This is a genomic window from Pseudobdellovibrionaceae bacterium, assembly GCA_019637875.1.
In the GTDB taxonomy this organism is placed as follows: domain Bacteria; phylum Bdellovibrionota; class Bdellovibrionia; order Bdellovibrionales; family Bdellovibrionaceae; genus JAHBUW01.
In genome coordinates, this window is the sequence record JAHBUW010000011.1 from 128820 (window position 1) to 150101 (window position 21282).

Consider the following 21282-nt stretch of genomic DNA (forward strand, 5'->3'; position numbering starts at 1 on the left):
GTCGCTTGCGCGACAGGCTACTAAAGGTCGCTTGCGCGACCCAGGGTTTCTAGCGTCTGGCTTTGAGGTTCAAGGTTTAAGTTCTGGAGGTTTCGATGTTCGCGAAGAAGATGGCTTGGCTCGCATTCGGAGTGATGATGACGGTCGGGACCGCGGCCAACGCTGCCGTTTGGACCACGCGTGCGCAGTGGAGCGAGCAGAAAGAAAAAGAGTTCGCGAAGTTCATCAATGAATTGCCGCTGGATTTCTTCAGCCGTCCGGGCACGCCTTATTCGGGAATTTCCACCGACTGCGCGGACGCGGCGTACGTGCTGCGCACCATCTTCGCTTACGAAAACGGCCTGCCGGTCGACTTCGAAAACTGGGAAAAGAAGGACCTTTCCAACACCACGAACAATTACGATCACCTCGAAGCGGGACTTCCGCGTTTGAAGAAGTTCATGAGCGATCTGCGCTGGGCGACCGATACCTCGACGCTGCTGCGCGAGACTTACCCGATCGCCATCAACCGCAACAGCGTCCGTCCGGGCGCGATGTTCCTGCACATGCCGAAGAAAGGCGAAGGACCGAAGGTCTACGCGTCGGCGCATGTGTTCTACGTGCAGAACGTGGGGCCGAGCGGCCTCGTGACCTACATTAGCTCGACTGTTCCCGCGGCCGTGCGCAACTTGAACGCGCGTAACGGCTACGTCTTTACGCCCTTCAACGTGAATTCGGGTTACCGCGCCTGGAAGTGGCCGAACACCGGCACGCAGGCTTTGGAAACGCGTCTGCACGGAAGCCTGGAGCAGTTCCGTTTGGGCAACTGGAAGACCTTCGCCGAACTTCCCGATAACGGCGACGGCGGACGCTCGGCGCTGCAACGTCAGATGCAGAACTGGACGGCGGCGGTTCGTGAGCGCATCAAAGGAAGCGGTGCGGGTCGCACGATCAATCCCACGGAAGAGCTCAACGCCGTCATCGGCAACATCCTGGGCGGCGTGAATGATCGGATCAAGATCGTGCAGGACGGCTGGCGCGTTTACCAGAGTCGTTACGGCGGTCGCGGTTGCATGACCGAGTCGGATTATGACAACTACTCGACGCCGTCGCGCGATACCCGTATTCAGCAGGAGCTCATGTACCTGGCGCCCGCGGCGACCCGTTACGTGCGTTCGAAAGGCGCGACGAACGTGAACATCGCGCTCAAAAAACTTTACGCGAGCTACCGTTTCGAGATCATGCCCGGTCAATTCGTGGATCTGAACCAGATCACCGACGGGTTCCTGACGACGAAGGCTTTGTCCATCAGCGAGCCCGAGCACTCGCCGCTCGCCCGTTGGGGCGTCGGCGCGGTCATGGTGAAATCGCAGTGGCAGTGCCCGCAGCGGGCCTCGCAATACTACGGCGCGGAGCGGATTAACCGTTAAGTCGGGCCGGGACCGCCGCTATTTTGGGCGGCGGCGCGCCGCAATTATAGTCGCGGCGGCGCGCCGCAGTGATCGAGCAATTCTAGCCTCGGGGGGCGAAGCGCCCTAAACTCCTTCACGGTAAGGAGAACTCCCCGCATGTCCAAAGAGCCGAAGAAGAATCCATGGCTAATGTTGCTCGTCCTGCTCGTGTTTTTCGGCGGCCTTTGGGCCGTGCTGCTGTACACGACCTCCACTTCGATTTTCGGGGGGCGCTCTTCCAAAAGCAGTTTCGCTAGCGTCAGTGGCGGCGGCGATAAAATTTTGCACCTGAAGATCGACGGCGTGATCATGGACGGCCGTAAATTTCTGGAACCTTTGATCGAGTACAAAGAAGACGACAAGGTGAAAGCCATCGTCATCGAGATCAATTCGCCCGGCGGCGTGGTGGGCCCCTCGCAAGAGATCTACGAAGAGATCAAACGCGTGCGCACCGATCTGAAAAAACCCATCGTCGCGGTGTCGACGGGGCTCATGGCTTCGGGCGCGTTCTACGCGGCGGTCGCCGCCGATAAAATCATCGTGCAACCCGGAACCCTCGTCGGCTCGATCGGCGTGATCATGGAGTTCACGAATCTGGAAGGCCTTTACAACTGGGCGAAGGTTTCGCGCTACTCGATCACGACCGGAAAATACAAAGACTCGGGCGCCGAGTACCGGCAGATGCGCGACGATGAGCGCGACGTTTTCCAAAGTTTGGTGAACGACGTGCTTGAGCAGTTCGTCGAAGCCGTGGCCACCGGCCGCAATTTAAAAACCGAAGATGCCCGCGCCGTTGCGGACGGCCGTGTGTTCACCGGTCGTCAGGCGAAAGAGCTGGGGCTGGTCGACGAGATCGGCACACGCGAAGACGCCTTCAAGATGGCCGCCGAAATGGCCGGTTTGAAAGAGGGCAAATACGACGTCATGGAGCCGCCGCGCCGTCGTCCGAGCTTCTTCGACATGATCACCGGCGGCGACGACGATCGCGGCGTGCAGTTCGAACAAGCGATCGATTCGGCGATGAAAAAGATTTTGCGGACCGAGCTGACGAACCGTCCGCTCTTCCTGATGCCCGGAGTCCTTTGATGGCGAAGAAGCGGGCGGCGAAAAAGACGGTCAAGAAGACGGTCAAAAAAGTCAGCCGTCGCGCCGCGGGCGCGGCCAAAAAAAGCGCGAGCCGTAAAACCACGCCGGACTTCCTGCAGGTTGCGGGCGAGCGCTGGCCCATGGAAAGAAACGTTCTTTTCCGTCCCGAGCGCCTGCAGTACGTCCGCAAACTCGTGCCCGAAGTGGGGTGCGTGTTTTGTCGCTGCGCCGAGACCGAACCGAAGTTCGAGACCTTGTGCGTTTACCAAAGCAAACACTCGATGGTCGTCCTCAATAAATTTCCTTACAACTCGGGACACATCCTGGTCGTGCCGAAGCGGCATGTGGGGCAGATCTTCGACCTTCAGGACGAAGAGTATTTCGACCTCATGAACCTCGTACGCTTGGCCGCGCGGGTCGTCGAGGGCGCCTACCAACCGGCGGGTTTCAACCTGGGTATGAACCACGGCAAGGTCTCGGGGGCCGGGATTCCCGAGCACCTGCATTACCACATCGTTCCGCGTTGGGCCGGGGACCTGAATTTCTTCCCGCTCATCGCCGAGACGAAGGTCGTGATCGAGAATCTGGAAAGCAGCTTTGACCGTTTGCGGATGTCGTTCCAGAATTTAGGCCTAGAGCCTATCCCAAAACCAGGTGGGGGTTGAATCGAATGGAAAAGGGACAGATGCAAGGAGCGACGACAAGTCATAGCCATAGCTATGGCGCGAAGGAGCGACGCCGTCAGGTGGCCCTTTTCCATTCGACCCGCAGGGCAGTTTCAAAACAGCCCCGCCCGTCGTTACATCCGGCTCGAATTGGCTTTGGCCAGTCCTTCACCGGATGCGCCTCGCTCGAGGCTGTTTTGAACCTGTTCAACCCCCACCTGGTTTTGGGATAGGCTCTATGAATCAGATGCGCGTGAACGTTCCCCCTTTTTCGACAACGCTTAAGGTCCTGATCGGACTCAACGTCGGAATGTGGCTGATCGGGCAGTTTCTGTTCGAACAGGTTTTGGGATTGCCGATCTCGCCGTACCTTTCGCTCGTGCCCGGTCTGGTCTACGAGAACGGTTTTGTTTGGCAGCTGTTCACGTACATGTTCCTGCATTCGACCTCGTCGATCATGCATATCGTGTTCAATCTTTTGATGTTGTGGATGATCGGCTCGGAGCTGGAACAGCGTTGGGGACGTCGCTTCTTCGTGAGTTTCTACGTCGGTTCGGGTTTTGGCGCGGCCGTGATCTACACCATGGGGATTTTGATCTATTCGGGTCTCACTAAAAATCAGCAGTACGCGGCGATTCCCGTGGTGGGGGCGTCGGGCGCGATCTTTGGGCTGCTCTTGGCCTACGGGATTTTGTTTGGCGAACGTGTGATGCATTTCATGATGCTCTTCCCGATGAAGGCGAAATATTTCGTCATGATTCTGGGTGGGATCGAGGTCGTTTCGCTGATGACCAGTGGACCTGCGGGCGGACAGGTGGCGAACCTTGCGCACTTGGGTGGACTCATTGCGGGCTATGCGATTTTGATCGGTTGGACGATGTGGCAACGTCGCGGTTGGAACCAGAAAAAGACCAAAACGCGGAACCTGCGTTTGGTGGTCAACAACAAGCCCGACGACGATTCCAATAAGAATGGTCCCAAGTACTGGAATTGACCGACTTTATGCCGAGCGGCAAATTGCTTTCCCTTTCCCTCATTTTAGTTTAGTTTGGGTCTTTTGAACGAGGAGCAAGAGATGGCTAAATCCCGCCAAGATGAACTGATTAAATTTGATTCGCGCATGATCGATTGGAACCTGAGCCGCGGCATCATCACCAAAGAAGAATACGAAAAGCACCTGGCGAGCCTTCCTGATCTGAGCGCCCAAGCCGAGAAGATCGAACTCGACGAGACCAGCGACAGCAGCGACATTCTGAATTAGGCACACGTCACGGCTCTGCCGTCGACGTATTCTACGAAACGCAAAAAGCCTTTCCGAACGACGGAAAGGCTTTTTTGTTTTTAGAGCTGTTGAATGCGTCGACGGCGAAGCCGTGACGTGTAACCAGCGACGTGCAACTCGCGTCGACCGTGAAGCGGTGACGTGCACTCAGTCGCCGATGGCTTTGGCGGGGTCGACGTTCGAAAGCGAGCGTTGGGCCGTGCGGGTGGGGGCCCAGTCGGCGGGGACTTTCATCCGTTTCCAGTCTTCGCGCACGATGCGGAAGCCGGTTTGCTCCGAGTAGTGGGCGTGGATGGTTTTTTCGCCGAAGTCCTCGTGCCGATCGGATTTGTAGTGCTGAAGCATACGGATCACGACCATGTCGCGATTGCGCAGAATCAAAGGCTCCGAAAACTGCACTTCGATCGATTTGTAGAAACCCTTCAGGCGTTTCTTGTGCGCATACCACTGCGCGTAGTTCATGTCCGCATTGAAGAAGGTCGGATCGTAGAACTTGATATAGGTTTCGATGTCTTCGTTTTCCCAAGAGTGACGCCAGGTTTCGACGAACTCCAGGTACTTCGTCCGCTGCTTTTGGTATTCGGCGAGGCTGACTTCCTTCATTGAGTCGTAGATCACGAGCGGCGTTTGCTTCAGATGGACGAAGGGCGCGAGCTGTTTGATCACGTTGTTGCGCACGACGACGCAGCCCCGCGAACCGCGGGTCAAGGGGACGTCATCCGGAACCGCGTGCAACCAAATGCCCGAGCCGGTTTTGGCTTCGCGTTTGTCGAAGATGTTCGGGTAATCCGTCGTGAACGCGAGCGAGCCGTACAGGCTGAACGGAATTTCCGGCTGCGCTTTTTTCTGCTCAAGGAAGTAAATGCCGACGGGGGTGCGGTGATCGTTTTCGCGGCGTTTTTCGCCGGCGCGTTTACCGAGATCCGACGGATACTCCTGCACCAAGCGGGGAAGGCCGTTCTCGTATTGATACACGCGCAGAATGCGGCGCGCTTGATCGACCAGGAAGATGTTTTTCGAAAACTCCGTCCGCGGACTGATCGCGATCAGACCCTCGGGAAAAAGAGCGGGCTCGGTGACGGGGACGGCGTCGCCCGGAGCGGGCGGAGCCTCGGCGTGCGCCAGCGGGGCCGCCCATAAAAGAGCGCCCACAGCCCAGACCACGGCCTTTGCGGACTTGAGTTCGTTGATCGTCATGACCCCCTGATTTTCCCAAGATCCTTCGCGAGAATCTAGGGGTTTTCGTTGAAAGTATTGACGGGTTTCGTCATGAGGCACGAATTTCACAAGCGGGGCGGGTTTTCTTCAGGCCTTCGTCCAGAACGCCGATAGAGGGACTAGGGAGAAGTTCCCGGAGGACGCAATGGCGGCAGCAGCAGAACAGGGCGGCGATAAACCGAAGAAACCCTTCCCGGTCAAAATGCTGATGACCGCGCTTCTCCTTGTCGCCAATTTGGGCACGGTCGGTGGCGGGTTGTATCTGACCTACGCGGCGACCTTGGGTTTCGTTCCGCCGCAAGTGCGTGAAGCAGAACTGCAGCAGATCCGCAAACTGGCCAGCGAAGCCCAAGAGGCGACGCCTGAAGAGCCGCTCATTTACACCATGGACAAGATCACCGTGAACCTCAATGGCGAACCGAAACGGATGGTGCGCATCGAGGTGAACGTGGAGCTTCTGAATCCGATCGGCTTTTCCGAGATCATGGAGAACGACCGTCGCGCGAAAGTGCGGGACTCGGTCACCGACCTGCTGGGTCGTCAGTCCTTCACCGATATCGAATCCATCCAAGGCAAACTCTTCCTGAAAGACCGCATCGCGAGCGACCTGAACTCCATTCTGGACCAAGGCATCGTGAAAGCCGTTTATTTTTCGGAGTTTGTCGTCCAGTAAGGGACGCAATAGTTCATCCAGTAGGACGCGAAGTTTCGTCCAGTAACCCTTCGTCCAGTCGTTCCCACGTCGTTGCCTTTGCCCCTAGGCTCATGAAGAATACATGATGCACGTCAAAGGGGATCAAGGATGATGATTCAGTCGCTATTCGCTCTGCTGTCCGCCTGCGTTTTGCACGCACAAACGCCCGTGGGCGTTTCAGCCAACCAGACGACCACCACGAACCCGGTTCCGCAAGCGCGACCCGGGGGACTGAAGCCGGTCGCACCGACCTCACTGCGGTTGGAGTTTCCGGTTGAAAAGTTCCAGCTCGCGAACGGGCTGACCGTGATCCTGCATCAGGACCGCAGCGTGCCGCTGATCAGTTACCATACGTGGTACCGGGTCGGCTCGCGGGACGAAAAGCCCGGCATCACGGGCGCGGCGCACATGCTCGAGCACATGATGTTCAAGGGCGCGAAGAAGTACTCGAACAAAGACTTCGACCGCATCCTGCAAGAGAACGGCATCACCAACAACGCGTTCACGACCTGGGACTACACCGGCTACTACGAGAATCTTCCCAGCTCGAAGCTCGAACTCATCATGGATGTGGAGGTCGATCGCATGCGCCATCTGGCGCTGAAGGCGGAAGATCTGAAAAGCGAGCTGGAAGTCGTGAAGGAAGAGCGGCGTTGGCGCATCGACAACAATCCTCCGTCGTTGCTACGCGAGGCGATGTTTAATGCCTTGTTCAAACCCCATCCCTACAACTGGCCCGTGATCGGCACGATGGATGACATCGCGGCCTACACGACCGACAAGCTGCGCCCGTTCTACGACACGTTCTACGTCCCGAACAACGCGGTGCTGGTGCTGGCTGGTGATTTCGATATCCCTTCGACGAAGAAGTTGATCGAGCGTCATTACGGCGTGCTGGAACGTCGCGAATTGCCCGCGCGCAGTTACGCTCCGGCGGCCGAACCTAAAAAAGCCGAGCGCTTCACCGTCGAAGCGGAAGTGCAGAATTCGACCGTGATCATCGGTTACAAAGGTGTCGAGAGCGGTCACCCCGACTCGTTCGCCCTGGATCTGGCGGCGGCGGTGCTGGGCGCGGGCGACAGTTCACGTTTGTACAAAAAACTCGTTTACCGCGATCAGACGGCGACGTCGGCGGGCGGTTACAACATCACGAACGCCGATCCCGGCGCGTTCATGGTGCTCGCGGCGATGAAGCCCGGTTTAAAAACCGCCGGTGCCGAGAAAATCCTGCGCGAAGAGGTTCTGCGTCTGCAGAAAGAGCTCGTGACCGAAACCGAGCTGCAAAAAGTGAAGAACCAGCTGATGAAGGATTATATCGACGGTCTGACGACCATCGACGGCAAGGCGCAGGCTTTGGCCACGAACGAAATCCTGTTCGGCTCTTTCGAAAAGCTGTTCACCGATTTGGAAAAGTACAAAGCCGTCACCGTGAAGGATATCCAGCGGGTGGCGCAGAAGTATCTGCGCACCGAACGTGAGATCGTCGGCATCTTGAATCCCCGTGCCCGTCAGAAAGCGAGCGTGCAATGATCTTCCCGCAAATGATGAAACCTCTGCTGGTCGGAATTTCCGCGTTCCTGCTGATCTCGTGCGCGAGTTCTCCGAAGACGGTCACCTCGGGCTTTCAACTACGTGAGTTCACGGAAGAGCGTCTGCCGAACGGGCTGACGTTTTTGGTGATTCGCGATCCCTCGCTTCCCCGGGTCAGCCTGCAGATGATGGTGAAGACGGGCGGGATCTACGAATCGAAAGACCGCGCGGGTCTCAGCGCTTTGACCTTCGGCGTGCTCGATCAAGGAACCAAGAAGAAGAAGGCGCTCCAGATCGCCGATGCGTTCGCGCAAATCGGTTCGGAGTTCGGCGCGCAGTCGGGCGACGATATGAGCTTTATTTCGGCCTCGGGGATTTCCCCGAACCGGTCCGAGCTTTTGAAGCTCTTCTACGAAGTGATCTCGGAACCCGCTTTCGATACGGCCGAAATCGAACGCCGTAAATCGCAGCAAATGGCCGCGATCCAAAAAGCGCTCGATCAGCCCCAAAGCTACACGGATCAGGTTTACGAAGAGGCGCTTTTCGAAAATCATCCCTACGCGAACCCGAAACTCGGCACGCAAGAGAGCGTGAAGGCGATTCGGCGCGCGGATGTGGTGAAGTGGTATCAAGAGTGGGTTCAGCCCGCGAATGCCGTCGTGGCGCTCGTCGGTCAGGTCGACGATGCCTACGTGAGCGAAGTCAAAAGCACGCTGGGCCAATGGCGCGCCCAAGGGGCCGCGGGCAAAGAGCCCACGCGTCCGACGGTGGGCACGACGCCGCTGAAACGTTTAGTGACCAAGAAGGATCTGAAGCAGACGCAGGTGCGCATCGGTCAGCTGGGGCTGCAACGCACGGACGAGGACTTCCTGAAGATCCGGATGGGCGCTTTGATTCTGGGCGGCGCTTTCGCCAGCCGTTTGAATCAGCACATCCGCGACGATCTGGGGCTGACGTACTCGATCTACTCGGCGTCGGATGCGCGTTTGGACCGCGGGGCGTTCGAGATCACGACCTTCACCCGCAACGAAAAGGCCGCCGACACCATCCGCGAGACCTTGAAGATGGTGAAGGACTTCGCCGAAAAGGGCGTGAACCAACGCGAGCTCGACGCCGCGAAGGCGCTCATGATCGGGCAGTTCCCCTCGGCGCTCGAGACTCCGGACCGTTTGGCGTACAACCTGCTGGTGCTGCGTCGCTACGGCATCGGCGACGACTACCTGCGGAATTTCCACCAGAACGTGAACGCGATCACGCTGGGGGATTTGAACTCGGCGATTCGTAAGCACGTGAAGCCCGACCAAATGCGCATCGTGGTTTACGGCGACCAAGCCGTGATCGGCGAGTCGCTGAAATCCGTCGGGGAGTTTCAAATCCAGCAAGCCAAGTAAGACCGAGTGAAAGCGATTCGTCGACCGCGAAGCGGAGACGGACAACGAAAAAAAACCGCGGGAGACCGCGGTTTTTTTTCGTTTCTGGGGGTATGGAAGCGGAATGATTATTTCTTCCGCGACTTCATGAAGATGTACCCGCCGCCCGCCGCCAGGATCAGCGCGATGGCGAGAAGGATGTTTTTCATCTTCCCGCCGCCCCCGCCGAGGGCGTCACCGAAGCCGGCTTCGCCGCCTTCGAGGTCGCCCGGCATCGCGCCGCCCGCATTCGAGAACGATGAACCGTCCGAAGGACGAAGCGGACCCGCGCTGGGATCGGCTAAAAGGTTTTTGGTCGCGATCACGCGCAGGGAGTTCACCGCGCGGAAGAACGCGGTACTGTATTTCGCGTAGTGGTCGCGGTGGGCCGAGAAGGTAACCAGGACCGCGATACGGTCTTTGATGGTCGCGAGGTAACGGGTGAAATAGCTGGGAACTTCCGAACCCAGGTGCAGACCGTCGACCCAGGGGTGCTCGTTGATCGAGACCCGCTTGGGGGGATAGATCACGCGCGAGGTGGTCGTGCCCATGGAGCGGTAGGTGACTTGCTGGGCCGTGTTGAGATGGGCGATGTAGGCCTCGAAGGTGTCCATCGGTCCGACCTCTTTCGCGGTCAGGATGATGATCGCCTCGCGGGACTCTTTTTGATCACCGCTGCGGCAAACCCACTCGGTTTGTTCCAGAGCGCAGTTCCAAGTGTCGGGCATTTCAAAAGAAACGTAAGCGTTGCGCCACAATTTGGCTTGGGCCGGCAGGGCCAGCGCACAGCCGAGCCCCAAAAGCACCGCGAGTGAGGTCATCCGTTTCGACATTCGGCCGCTCCTTTGCGAGTTGAACATCCCATGTTTGTCAGTGACTGAGAGAGTCGAACGCCTTCATTATAGGCCCCAACCCCTGAATTTCACAAGCATCTTGCATCAAGGGCGAGATGCGGTTTACAAATTCTAGGCTGAAGCGAGGAGAAACGATGCTCAACCTTTACCAACTTCAATCTTTCGTGACCGTGATCTCGGAAGGAAGCATGACCGGCGCCGCGGATAAGCTTTATCTGACCCAGCCGGCCATCAGTCAGCAAATTCGAAATTTGGAAGAAGAGTTGGGTGTCGAACTTCTGGTCCGCGGCGTGCGCGTCATTAAGCCCACCCTGCAGGGCGAAATCCTTTTCGATTTCGCGAAACGTATTCTGCAGCAAGCGGCGCAAGCCGAAGTGGCGGTCAAGGCCCTCGGGGCGGAGCTGAAAGGTCAGCTCAAGGTCGGCACGTTGAACTCCATGGGCGTTCAGCTGATGAGCCCTATCGTCAGTCGCCTCTTGAAGTACAACTCGAAACTTTCCATCGTCATCGACTACGGCGAAGGTCCCGACCTGATCCAAGCGTTCAACCGCAAAGATCTGGATCTGCTGATTCTGCCCGAAGTCGAAAAACAATTCGGTCTGACCTTGCCCGACGCCGAGAAGCGCTTCTTGTTCAAAGAAGAGATGTGGCTCGTCGGTTCGGGGAAAGACATGGACATGCCGAAGCAGATCCAGGTCGCCGAGATGAGCAAATACCCGCTGATTTTTTTCAGCCGTGAGTATCCCGACTTCAATCGTCGTTTGCTGGAAGTCTTGAAAGCGAACAACGTCGAGGTCGAGCCCACCTTCATCTCGCCGAACGTCGGCACGCTGAAGCGCGTGATCGAGTCGGCGTTGGGCTGGGGCTTTCTGCCGTCGAGCTCGATCAAAAAGCAAGTGCGTTCGGGCCGCATGAACCGCGTGGACGTGAAGGATTTCAGCTACGAGCTGGAATTCCAGTTCTACACCCACCAGGGCATGACCCAAACCTCGCTGTCGGACGTCTTCTACCAAGCGCTCTTGCAACAAGAGCGCGCGTAATGAAACGTGGGATCCTTGCGGGACTGCTCGCGCTCTCGGTGTTGACCGGTTGCGCTTCGACGGTCGCGAAGATCCTGCCGTTCGGCGAACCCGTCACCAAAGAGCGTTGCGAAGCTTTCTCGGTCCACGACTTCGGAGTGAAGGACGGGGCCGAGGCGCGTAAACGCGGCGAACGTTTCGAGTCGTGGCAGGGCGACTGCCGCGCGTTCGGCGTGAAGTTCGACCGTGCCGAGTACGAGCGAGGTTACGATGAAGGCCTCGCGAATTATTGCAGCTGCGAAAAAGGTTTCACCGTCGGCGTGAAGGGCGGCTTCGCGGAGCTGCGCGGGCAGTACTTCATGTGCGAGTCCAAACAGTACGCGCACTTCCACCGCGGCTTCGCCGAAGGTAAAAAACTCGATAAGGACGAAACGCTCGTCCGTAAAGTGAACGAGATCAAAACGGAATACGACGAAAAGTTGATCTTAGAGCGCGCGACCTTCGTTTGCGCGAATTTGCCCCAGACCCAAGCGCGGCAGAAGGCGGACCGTTTGCACATCGGACTCACGATCGAGGCGCGCAAAAAAATCTCGGGTCCGTCGGTCATCGCGCACCTGGAGTACACGAACGGCACGAAAGAGCCCGTACGCTTCGTGAATTGGGTTTTGGGCCGCGGCCAAGCGCCCACGAACAAAATCTTCGAGGTCACCCAGAACGGCAAAGAGGTCGCCTACACCGGGATCATGGCGAAACGGATGCCGCCCGGCGAGGCGGACTTCATCGTGCTGAAGCCGGGGGAGTCTTTGCGGGATTCGATCGACCTGTCGCAGGCCTATGCGTGGTCGCTGTCGCCGGGACGTTACGATCTGTATCTGGAGACCTCGGCGCAGGAGCCGGGCGTGGAACGTCGACTCCGTTCGGAAGACGCGAGCTTCTCGTTCTAAGCGCGCTTCCGATTCGGAAGTGGAATCTTTTAATAGAACTGTAAAGGACGCGGCTGACCGGGGAGGAGTTCCTCGATCGTGCTTTCGATCCAACCGATCTCGCTGCCGACGAGGGTAAAGCCCACGCGCGCGCCACAGCCGGGAACGCGATTCAGATCGCCCCACACCTTTTTCAGGTCCGCGGGATCGCCGTTACGGAAACCGTCGAAGAACGCGAAGCCGACACCCAATAGATAGTGCTGCTGGCCCCCTTGCGCGGACTCGGCCGCGATGGTGACGGGGCCGCCCGAGTCGCGCACGCACCAACCTTGGCCGCTTTTTACGGGTGCAACATAAAGTTTGGACGAGCCGATCACGCGGGGACGTTGCACGTCCGCGAACGAAAGACCGCCGGTGATGCGGTACTGGGAATCGCGGGTGGGACCGAAGACGAACAGCCAAGCCTCTTGGGTGGCCGGATCGAAGTCACGGGGCGCGAGCGCGGCGGGTTCGACGTGGCTGGACGGGGACGACATCACGATCAAACCCAGGTCTTTGTATTCGTGGGCGTTCTGCTCGTTGAATTCACCGAGCATGCGTCCCTCGCGTCCGCCGTTGTACTGGGGGTGGTGTTTCCAGGCCCGCGCGGGGATCGTTTGAAATTCGAGGGGATCGTTGTTCGTGATGACTTTGACGTTCAGCGACTCCATGCCGACGACGCAGTGGCCGGCGGTCAGGACGACGTCGGGCGCGATCGCGGTGCCCGTGCAGTACGAGGTTTGCCCCGCGGCCGTGACGGATTCGATCAGAACCAGGAAGCGCGGGAAGTGACCCAGGGGTTCTTGCGCGAGGTCGTTGCCGTTGTAGATCGCTTGGTGAAGGTTTGGATTTTTCGGAGCGGGAAGGTCCATGCGCAAAAGACTCGCGATATGGCGCGAAGTCTCTGGCCGCGGTCCCGAAAGCAGGGCCGCGAAACCGATCACCACGAGTGAGAGGCTGAGCCACTTATTTCGGGCGGACATTTTTTACCTTGCGCGGTGATTTGACGGCTTCGCTCGGCAGACGGGGTTCGGGCTGGCCGAAGCGGTATTTCGGATTCAGGCCGCAGTTCTTTTCGGTTTTCGAATACTCGTGCAGCCACAGGTCTTCTTCTTCGGTGAAGACGTGATCGTCGTCGAAGAGATCGCGGACGTAGCGGCTCAGAAAATCCATTTCGGTCGCGTCGTCGCGGCGTTTGACGTCTTTGGCGATGCAGAAGCAGACGTCTTTCGCGCGGGCCGCGACCTTCGCTTTGGCGATGCCTTGACCGGTCAGTTCGCGCTCTTTCGCGACACGGCAGGATTGCATCAACGCTTCCGCCGATTTCTGCACGAGTCCCGGATCGACGTTTTCCTCCGGCGGTCCCGGGGGCAGCGGTTTCGGGTTGTACGCCAGCGCACTCGCGCCGGCGAGCAGATGGATGGCGAGGACGAGAAAAAGTAGGTTCCAGTTCTTTTTCATTTTTAGTTCCGTCCTTCGGTTTCGCGAACGTTGGCGATCGGTACGATACGTCCGCTGTTCAAGCGACCCACGTCGGCGGCGTCGAGGGCATTGGAGCCTTTGCACGAAGCCGAACCGGCCGACATGAAGGCGGGACTGCGGCGCAGGCCGGCGATGAGCGTATTCGGATTGTAAGCGACCGACGTCGAGTCATCGCGCAGCTCGAAGTGAAGGTGCGAAGCGTAGTCGTTCGCGCGACCGCGTTTGCCGGTGCCCGACATCTTGCCGATGCGGGTGCAAGGAGTGACCTTGGTACCGTCGGCGATCACGTCGCAGACGCGGACGCTTTTACCTTTGCGGGTCTTCACGGTCTTCATCGCCATGTGGGCGTAGCGCGTGATGCAGCCGCTTTGACGGCGCCATTTCACGATCGAGTCGGGGCAAGTGTCGTGCTTGATTTCGACGAAGCAGCCGTAACCGCCGTTGTGTCCCGAACGGATCACGCGACCCGAAGCGGTCGGGAAGATCGGGATGCCTTGCATACCGGGCTTCTCGCCGGCGATGTCGATTCCGGCGTGGCGACGTCCACCACCGTCACGGGCCGAGCCCAAACAATCGGTGATGCGGAATTTCTGATGAACCGGCGATTGCCACTGTTTGTTGGGATCGCAGGTGCCGCTCGCTTGAGCCGCGTCTTGGGGCGTTTCTTGAGCGGCGATGTCGGTCGGACGGGGAGTGGGGATCGGCACGTTCGCGGGAGTTCCGTCGGCAACGGGCGGGACGACCGCGCCCGAGGGCGCCACGACGACCGCGTCGTCTTTGGTGCGGTCGGGGTTGGGAAGCGGAATGGCTCCGGTGTCGGTCGCCACGGAGCCCGAGGGCAGAGCGACGCCGCGGGTGGGCAGTTCGACGCTGGGTTTTTCGGCTTCTTTTTCGGGTTGTTTGTCCGCGATCACGGGACGGGCGTCGGGGACGGCGACGACTTCAGGAGTCGCGTAGTCGGTGATCTGGGGACGTGCGTGCGGGTTTCCACCGTGAAGCTTTTCGCGACCGATGGCGGCGGTCTTCGCGGCCTGGCTGCGTTTTTCGACGGCGTCGGGGGCGGTGGTCGATTGCAGCAGACGGTTACGGACGAACACGACGCGGCCGTCGGGCAGACGAACGCGGGCCATTTGTTTATTCATTTTCAGAACTTCGACTTTGGTGCCCGCCGCGATGGCGCCCAGGTTGTACTGAGCCGAAGCTTCACCTTCAAAGAAGATCCAATCGGACGTCGAGAGCGAATACCACTGTCCGGACATGCCGGTGTTCTTCTGCGTGCGCGCGCTGATTTGATCGGCGTAACCGGCCTCGGCATGGGCCGCCAGGCTTCCCAGGGTCAGTCCGGTCACGATCAGCAGATTCATTCCAGTCCATGTGCGCTTCATCAAACACCTACCTGGAACGCTAACTGTGCACCGGCAGTGCCAATTTTGCGTCTCAGCGTGAGATGTCAGGACGAAGAGGGCGCTCTTCGATTCACTTGTGAAAACGGCGTGAAAGGAGCATGGAGTCGGTGCCGGAAGTGGGCTACGCCTGTCTAAGGGCGAGACGGGGTCGCCGAGACGGGGGAGGGCTCACTTCCGAATCGGAAGTCGCGCTCCGCGCCCCTAGAAGAGCGCGCTGTCCGGCCAGCCCATGCGGGCGCCGACGATCTTGGTGATCTCGGTGGCGGTCTCTTCGAGAGCGCGGTCGGTGACGTTGAAGACGGGCCAGCGTTTGTTCTTCTGGAAAAGCTGCTCGGCGTATTCGATCTCTTTGATGATGTGCTGCAGGCTCGCGTACTCGCCGCCGGGATCTTGGCCGAATTTCTCGAGACGATTTTTACGGATACGCTGGAGCGATTCGATGTCGATGATGAGGCCCACGATCTTGCGCTGATCGACGGTGAAAAGTTCGGGTGGCAGCGGCGCGCCCAGGACGAGGGGGATGTTCGCGACCTTCCAGCCCTTGTGACTCAAAAAAATCGAGAGCGGTGTTTTCGAGGTGCGCGAGATGCCGACGAGGATGATGTCCGCCTTCGTCAGATCCTGCAGCGCTTTGCCGTCGTCGTTTTTGACCGTGTATTCGATCGCCTCGATCCGGCGGAAGTACTGCTCGTCGACGACCCGTAAAAGTCCCGCCTGCGTATTCGCCGCGCTGCTGACGCCGAAGTACTGATCGAGGGTACCGAGGATGGGGCCGAGTAGATCGATGGTTGGGATGCCTTTGGTGGCGGCGGTCTCGCGGATCTTGGCGCGCAGCGATTGCGCGACGACCGTGTAGACCACGAGGGCTTTTCTTTCGAAGGCCTCTTGCAAGATGGGTTCGATCTGCTGATCGGTGCGGATGTTTTTGTAGCGCACCATCTGCACGTCTTGGTCGGAGTACTGCACGAGCGCCGCGCGAATCATCATCGCCGCGGTTTCGCCGGTGCCGTCGGAAATGATCGCGATTGTTCCCGTACCAGCGCCCGTGCCGCTCATGTTTCCGCCAGGACTTCGATTTCGAATTTACGCGACATCTGTTGCAGGAAAGGGCTCGCGACACTTGCACGGAAAATATCGGGCGAAACGTTCGCGGGCAGGAACAGCCGCACTTTGGCGGGGCCGAGGTCGGCGGCGGGTTGCAAGAACTGAAGGTCGGCGTCCCAGCGCTCGGGCAAAAGCACCCAACGCGTCGGCAGGCGTCCCGCCGCGCCGATCAGCAGCGGGCTTCCCGCTTTGTCGTGCGCGGGGGGCAGGGACCATTTCACTTTTTTGAGAAGTCCTTCCAGCTGTTCACCACGGCGGCGCGGTTCGTTCGCGAGACCGCGGGTGATCTGGAAGTTGAGCAGCCAATCGACGTTGCGTGCGAGCGCCGAGGCTTCGGGGAACGGCAGAATCCAAACGTCGGCGCCCGGTTGATAAGCCTGGGTTGCGCTGAGCAGTTGGACTCCTTGAATCATGTCGTCGATCCCTTTTCGCGAGCCATCTGATCCAGGATTCCGTTGATGAAGGCGCTGGATTCGGCGGTGCCGTAGACTTTCGAAATCTCGACCGCTTCGTTGATGGCGATGTTCGGTTTGATCACTTCATCCGAGAAAAACATCTCGTAGGCGGCGACGCGCAGAAGATTGCGATCGACGCTCGCCATGCGCTCGAGTTTCCAGCGGGGGCTTGCGCCCTGAATCGCGCCGTCCAATTGGTCGCGGTTGTCACGCACGCCGGAGACGAGTTTGACCGCGTAAGCGACGGTGGGTTGATCGAAGGATTCGCCCAGCAGGTTCAACAGATCTTGAACGGCCGTATGCGGAGAGAAGTCGAGTTGGAAGAGCGTCTGCAGCGCGAGCTCGCGGGATTTGCGCCTCATGGTTCAAAAGTCCTTGGTCTATAGTTCGGAGTCAGCGTCGAAATGTAGCGCTTTCGGCGGCGGCGGGGAAGGGTTCGCGGGCGCCTCCGAAGAATCTTCCAAAGTCTCGACGAACTCTTGGATGTCGCGGAAGGTGCGGTAGACGCTCGCGAAACGTACGTAAGCGACGTCATCGAGCACCAGCAGTTCGCGCATCACGCGTTCACCGATCATACGGGTCATGACCTCGCGCTCACCGAGCGCCGAGACCCACAGCGAAATGCGGTCCACCATGGACTCGACCTGGGCCAAACCGATGGGGCGTTTTTGGCAGGCCGCCTGGATTCCCACAAGGAGCTTATCGCGGTTAAACGGCTCCCGACGGCCATCTTTTTTGATGACGTAGGGGAGGCTCAGGCTCAGGGTTTCCACGGTCGTAAAGCGGGTTTTGCAGTGCAGACACTCGCGACGCCGACGGATCGACTGCCCGTCTTTTTGTTCGCGGGTATCGAGGACGCGGTCATCGCTTTGGCCACAGCTCGGGCATTTCATGGCCACAGCCTAGCGAGGGGAAGTCCAAGTTTCCACTGATAAAATTGACCCTTCCAGCATTTCGCGATAGGTCATAGATATGAAAAATTGGAAAGCCATGATGGCCGTCGCGCTGGTGGGTTTGAGCCTGTCGCTGAGCGCCCAAGCCCAGAAATCTCAACCCGTCGTGGGCAAAAAAGCGGCGGACAAATACTTCGGCCGGGGTCCCGCGGCGGCGGTCGATGTGACCGATTCGGACCGGGAAGACTCCTCCGACCGGCGTTTCACGGGCGTCGGTGGCGACGAGATGATGATGCTCTCGCTGGGCACCTTCTTGAACTCTTCGTCCTACAACTGGAAAGGCAGCGACAAACGCGAGGACATCGGCCGCCTGTCCTATGGCGTGACCTATCTGTTCGATCGTTGGTCGAAGCTCGACACGAATCTGCGCATGGACTTCAACGATTATAAAGTGGGCGATGACCGCGCGCTGAAACTGAGCATCATGCCGCTGTGGACCTTCCCGGCGATGGACACGCGCTTCCCGATCTACTTCGGTTTCGGCATGGGCTTGGGTGTGTTCTTCCAGCAGGTGCCCGAGGAATCCAATTTGTCTTTCGATTATCAACTCGTGGCGGGCGTGCGTTTCATGGACTTGTTCCAGAACTTCGGATTCTTTTCCGAGATCGCGCTGAAAAACCACCTTCACCTGCTCTCGGACGGGCAGTTCAACGGAACGGCTTTGACCGCGGGCGCGGTCTTCACTTTCTAATGCGTATTTTTCCTCCGCTGGTGCAGGCGGCTCAACTCGCGCTGAACAAAATCTTTATCGAAGGACGCCCCGCCGACCGCGCGGTCGAGGGGATCCTGAAAAACAACCGCAAGCTCGGCAGCCGCGATCGCCGCTTCGTCGCCGAAACGGTGTACGAGTGCGTGCGCTGGTCGCGCCGTCTGCAGGCCATCGCCATGGACGCCGATGTGCACCGCGAGGGCTGGTCGGACGAGCTCCTCATCTACGGCATTTTGGAAGAGTGGGAAGACTTCGCCGATCTGGATGAAGAGGACTACGAGCGCGTCGCGGAAGCGGCCCAAGAGGTCGTGAACGCCCCGCGCGCCGTGCGCGAATCCATTCCCGACGACATCGACGAAATCGGCGCGATCGAGCTGGGCGACGCCTGGGACAAAGAGCTCGAAGCCTTGAACGAGACGGCTCCGGTCGATCTGCGTTTGAACCGCAACCGCGCGACCCTGAAAGAGCTGCGTTCGCGTCTGAACGACGAGGGCATCGAGACCGATCCCGTCGACGGCTATCCCGACGCGCTGACCCTGCGTGAGCGCAAGAACGTCTTCATCACGAACGCCTACAAAGAGGGGCTGTTCGAGGTGCAGGACCGCTCGTCGCAAATGGTCGCGCCGTTCATGAAACTCGAGGGCGCTTCGCGCGTGATCGACGCCTGCGCGGGCGCGGGGGGAAAGACCCTGCACATCGCGTCCCTGATGGAAAATCGCGGACGCATCATCTCCATGGACATCACCGACTGGAAACTCAAAGAGCTCGATCTGCGCGCGCGCCGCGGGAAGTTTTCGACCATCGAAACGCGCCTCATCGACACGACGAAGGTGATCAAACGCCAGGAGGCTTCGGCGGACCGGGTGTTGCTCGACGTGCCGTGCACGGGGCTGGGGGTTTTGCGCCGCAATCCGGGCTCGAAGCTGCGCCTGAATCGCGCCGAGGTCGAACGCCTGTGGGGACTGCAAGCTGAGATTTTGGGCAGTTATTCGCGGATGGTGAAGCCGGGCGGCTACCTGATCTACGCGACCTGCTCGATTCTGCCGTCGGAAAACCGGGGCCAAGTTGATAAATTCTTAGCGTCACCGGCCGGAGCCTCCTTCGAATTCGAAGAGGACTGGTCGCAGCTGCCGAGCCGGGGCAACGGAGACGGTTTTTACGTCTCACGGATGAAACGCAAGGCGTAGGCGTGTCACCGCAATTGCTTTGACGTGGTGGGGGGAGTTTTCTAACTCTAGCCCCACATATGGAATCCACATACGCCAAGAATTTCTATAACGATATCGGTCTGCGTTTTGCCAACAAGGTCTTCGGTCTGAAGTACCTGCATTACGGTTACTTCGACGGACTGCCGACGACCCTGGATGCCTTGCCCGAGGCGCAGGAAGTCTACGTGCAACAGGTGCTGTCGCACATTCCCTCGGACGTGAAGAAGGTCTTGGACGTCGGCTGCGGCGCGGGCGGCGTGGCGCTGAATCTGGTGAATCGCGGTCTGGACGTGACCTGCTGCGATCCCGATCCCTACATGCTTCAGAAAACGTCGGAACTCACCGGCAACCGCATCAAAACGAAGAACGACTTCTACGAAAAAGCCCAAGGTCTGCCCGAGGGCGGCTTCGACATGGTGCTGATGTCCGAGTCCTGCCAGTACGTTCCCTACGGCGAAGGTTTCGCGCAACATCGCAAACACCTGCGTCCCGGCGGCTACGTTCTGATTTCGGATTTCTTCAAAGTGCGTGAGCTGGACAAACCCTATCTGTCGAAGTCGGGCCACAAATTCGACGAATTCGTCGCCGAGGCGAAACGCCAGGGCTTCGAGCTGCAAGTCGATCGCGACATCACGAAGCAGTGCGCGCCCACTCACGACATCTACCAGAAGATCCTGCTCGAAAAAGCCTTCCCCGTGGCGGAGGCTCTGTTCGAATACGTCTCGCGCCGCTATCCGAAGTTCTACAAGATGATGAAGTACTTCGTCGGCGAGAAGGTCCTTTTCCTGAAGCAGAAGTACTCCAGTCAGGGTGCGGACATCTTCACCCAGTACAAGAGCTACCGGATCCTGCTCTTCAAAAAAGTCTAAGTTTAATTTCCCCGGGCGGGTGAGGGCACGCGGAAGATCTCGATGGCGTCGAGGTCGCGCAAGGTCACGTACATCGTGCGGCCGTCGGGGCCGCCGAAGTTCAGATTCGTGGGCTCTTTGCCTTGAAGTCGGATGCTTTGCACGAGTTCACCCTGCGCCGAGATCACGTCGATGGCGCCCTGCTGAATGCGGGCGACGTAGATGTTTCCTTGGTTATCGACGCGCAGGCCGTCGACGGTGTCGGGTTTGAATTTGTAGAGCGTTTCGGGCGTGCCATCGGGCAGTTCGATCTTCATCAGGCGCCCCGAGATCGACTCGCTGTAGACGAGGGTCTTCTCGCCGGGGAGCAGATCGATGCCGTTCACCGCTTTCAGATCTTCGGCCACGAGCTGAAGTCCCTTCGTGCGATCCCATTTGTAGATGCGGCCCTTCTTCTTCGAGCTCCACGAGGGATCACTCAGATAGATCGTGCCGTCCTCGGCGAACGTGAAGTCGTTCGGTTGATTGAGTTCGTTTGCTTCGAACTCCAAGCGCAGCTCGTTGCCGCCGGGAGCGACCGAGTACATGCGGTGTTTGCGGTAGTCCGCGATCCACAGTCGACCGTCGGGCCCCATGCGGGTCGAGGCGGACGCGCCCCCGTCGGGAAGCGTGAGCCAGACGCGGGGGGCGAGGTCGCCGGCCTGGAAGTGACCGATGGTCCCGCGTTTTCCCACATTGGCGACGAAGACGCGGCCGTCGCGGTCGGCCGAGGGGCCTTCGAGCATTTTGCCTTGGGCGACGGGCAGGAACAGATGTTCGGTTTGGTAGAAGGTCTCAAGCGTCGATTGCGGAGCGCGCGTGGAGTTCGGCGTGGGCGGCGCGTGTGTGCAGGCGGTGAGGGCGAGGGGGGCGAAGAGGCCCAGGAGTCTGAGTTTCATGGCGTCCCTTGGCGGCGGGTTTTCGGTCGG

General features: G+C 59.0%; 23 protein-coding genes. 13 read left to right on the forward strand and 10 right to left on the reverse strand.

The features are described from left to right. Nucleotides 1–95: 95 nt before the first annotated feature. From KF767_14200 to KF767_14220, 5 genes are all read left to right on the forward strand, one after another. Nucleotides 96–1409, forward strand: coding sequence for a hypothetical protein (locus KF767_14200; protein ID MBX3019035.1), 1314 nt, complete (start codon nt 96–98; stop codon nt 1407–1409). A gap of 171 nt (nt 1410–1580) precedes the next feature. After that, nucleotides 1581–2516 (forward strand): signal peptide peptidase SppA, encoded by a 936-nt coding sequence (gene sppA / locus KF767_14205; GenBank protein ID MBX3019036.1) that lies wholly within the window; start codon nt 1581–1583, stop codon nt 2514–2516. Next, a complete protein-coding gene (locus tag KF767_14210) occupies nt 2516–3181 on the forward strand; it encodes an HIT domain-containing protein (GenBank protein MBX3019037.1) in 666 nt (221 codons plus the stop codon). Before sppA ends, KF767_14210 begins: the two co-directional genes overlap by 1 nt. A 247-nt stretch (nt 3182–3428) precedes the next feature. After that, complete coding sequence (locus tag KF767_14215; GenBank protein ID MBX3019038.1) at nt 3429–4175, forward strand: rhomboid family intramembrane serine protease; 747 nt, start codon at nt 3429–3431, stop codon at nt 4173–4175. An 81-nt stretch (nt 4176–4256) separates the two neighbouring features. Beyond that, entirely contained in the window at nt 4257–4442 is a 186-nt protein-coding gene (locus KF767_14220; GenBank protein ID MBX3019039.1) for a hypothetical protein, read from the forward strand. Nucleotides 4443–4610: 168 nt separating this feature from the next. Here KF767_14220 and KF767_14225 read toward each other — a convergent pair whose 3' ends face one another. Next, a complete protein-coding gene (locus KF767_14225; GenBank protein ID MBX3019040.1) occupies nt 4611–5660 on the reverse strand; it encodes a L,D-transpeptidase family protein in 1050 nt (349 codons plus the stop codon). Between the two features lie 166 nt (nt 5661–5826). On the opposite strand from KF767_14225, the gene KF767_14230 reads away from it, so the two are divergent. The 3 genes from KF767_14230 (at nt 5827) to KF767_14240 (ending at nt 9296) form a co-directional block, all read left to right on the forward strand. Then, nucleotides 5827–6354 (forward strand): flagellar basal body-associated FliL family protein, encoded by a 528-nt coding sequence (locus tag KF767_14230; protein ID MBX3019041.1) that lies wholly within the window; start codon nt 5827–5829, stop codon nt 6352–6354. Nucleotides 6355–6486: 132 nt separating this feature from the next. Next, nucleotides 6487–7905 carry an insulinase family protein gene (locus tag KF767_14235; GenBank protein ID MBX3019042.1) on the forward strand — a complete coding sequence of 473 codons (1419 nt, stop codon included), beginning with the start codon at nt 6487–6489 and terminating at the stop codon, nt 7903–7905. Between the two features lie 11 nt (nt 7906–7916). Beyond that, nucleotides 7917–9296: an insulinase family protein gene (locus KF767_14240; protein MBX3019043.1), complete on the forward strand. Its 1380-nt coding sequence runs from the start codon at nt 7917–7919 to the stop codon at nt 9294–9296. A gap of 107 nt (nt 9297–9403) precedes the next feature. Here the strand turns inward: KF767_14240 and KF767_14245 are convergent, their stop codons facing one another. Beyond that, nucleotides 9404–10042 (reverse strand): hypothetical protein, encoded by a 639-nt coding sequence (locus KF767_14245; GenBank protein MBX3019044.1) that lies wholly within the window; start codon nt 10040–10042, stop codon nt 9404–9406. 260 nt (nt 10043–10302) lie between these two features. On the opposite strand from KF767_14245, the gene KF767_14250 reads away from it, so the two are divergent. Then, complete coding sequence (locus KF767_14250) at nt 10303–11208, forward strand: LysR family transcriptional regulator (protein ID MBX3019045.1); 906 nt, start codon at nt 10303–10305, stop codon at nt 11206–11208. Beyond that, nucleotides 11208–12131, forward strand: coding sequence for a DUF2799 domain-containing protein (locus KF767_14255; protein ID MBX3019046.1), 924 nt, complete (start codon nt 11208–11210; stop codon nt 12129–12131). Before KF767_14250 ends, KF767_14255 begins: the two co-directional genes overlap by 1 nt. A gap of 29 nt (nt 12132–12160) precedes the next feature. Here KF767_14255 and KF767_14260 read toward each other — a convergent pair whose 3' ends face one another. From KF767_14260 to nrdR, 7 genes are all read right to left on the reverse strand, one after another. Next, nucleotides 12161–13132 (reverse strand): trypsin-like serine protease, encoded by a 972-nt coding sequence (locus tag KF767_14260; protein ID MBX3019047.1) that lies wholly within the window; start codon nt 13130–13132, stop codon nt 12161–12163. Beyond that, a complete protein-coding gene (locus KF767_14265; protein ID MBX3019048.1) occupies nt 13116–13610 on the reverse strand; it encodes a hypothetical protein in 495 nt (164 codons plus the stop codon). Before KF767_14265 ends, KF767_14260 begins: the two co-directional genes overlap by 17 nt. A 2-nt stretch (nt 13611–13612) precedes the next feature. Then, nucleotides 13613–15016 carry a peptidoglycan DD-metalloendopeptidase family protein gene (locus tag KF767_14270; GenBank protein ID MBX3019049.1) on the reverse strand — a complete coding sequence of 468 codons (1404 nt, stop codon included), beginning with the start codon at nt 15014–15016 and terminating at the stop codon, nt 13613–13615. Between the two features lie 222 nt (nt 15017–15238). After that, nucleotides 15239–16093 carry a kinase/pyrophosphorylase gene (locus KF767_14275; protein ID MBX3019050.1) on the reverse strand — a complete coding sequence of 285 codons (855 nt, stop codon included), beginning with the start codon at nt 16091–16093 and terminating at the stop codon, nt 15239–15241. Beyond that, nucleotides 16090–16554, reverse strand: a complete 465-nt coding sequence (locus KF767_14280) for a hypothetical protein (GenBank protein MBX3019051.1) — start codon at nt 16552–16554, stop codon at nt 16090–16092. The genes KF767_14275 and KF767_14280 overlap by 4 nt, the downstream gene beginning before the upstream one ends. Further along, complete coding sequence (nusB, locus tag KF767_14285; protein ID MBX3019052.1) at nt 16551–16958, reverse strand: transcription antitermination factor NusB; 408 nt, start codon at nt 16956–16958, stop codon at nt 16551–16553. Before nusB ends, KF767_14280 begins: the two co-directional genes overlap by 4 nt. An 18-nt stretch (nt 16959–16976) precedes the next feature. Continuing rightward, on the reverse strand, nt 16977–17489 hold the full coding sequence (nrdR, locus tag KF767_14290) for a transcriptional regulator NrdR (GenBank protein ID MBX3019053.1): 513 nt from the start codon (nt 17487–17489) through the stop codon (nt 16977–16979). 79 nt (nt 17490–17568) lie between these two features. On the opposite strand from nrdR, the gene KF767_14295 reads away from it, so the two are divergent. From KF767_14295 to KF767_14305, 3 genes are read left to right on the forward strand one after another with little or no spacing between them, the layout of a single operon-like run. Beyond that, entirely contained in the window at nt 17569–18240 is a 672-nt protein-coding gene (locus KF767_14295; protein MBX3019054.1) for a hypothetical protein, read from the forward strand. After that, entirely contained in the window at nt 18240–19445 is a 1206-nt protein-coding gene (locus tag KF767_14300) for a methyltransferase domain-containing protein (GenBank protein ID MBX3019055.1), read from the forward strand. Before KF767_14295 ends, KF767_14300 begins: the two co-directional genes overlap by 1 nt. 59 nt (nt 19446–19504) lie before the next feature. Beyond that, nucleotides 19505–20335, forward strand: coding sequence for a methyltransferase (locus tag KF767_14305; protein ID MBX3019056.1), 831 nt, complete (start codon nt 19505–19507; stop codon nt 20333–20335). A 2-nt stretch (nt 20336–20337) separates the two neighbouring features. On the opposite strand, the gene KF767_14310 is transcribed toward KF767_14305, so the two are convergent. Further along, entirely contained in the window at nt 20338–21252 is a 915-nt protein-coding gene (locus tag KF767_14310; GenBank protein ID MBX3019057.1) for an SMP-30/gluconolactonase/LRE family protein, read from the reverse strand. Between the last annotated feature and the right edge of the window lie 30 nt (nt 21253–21282).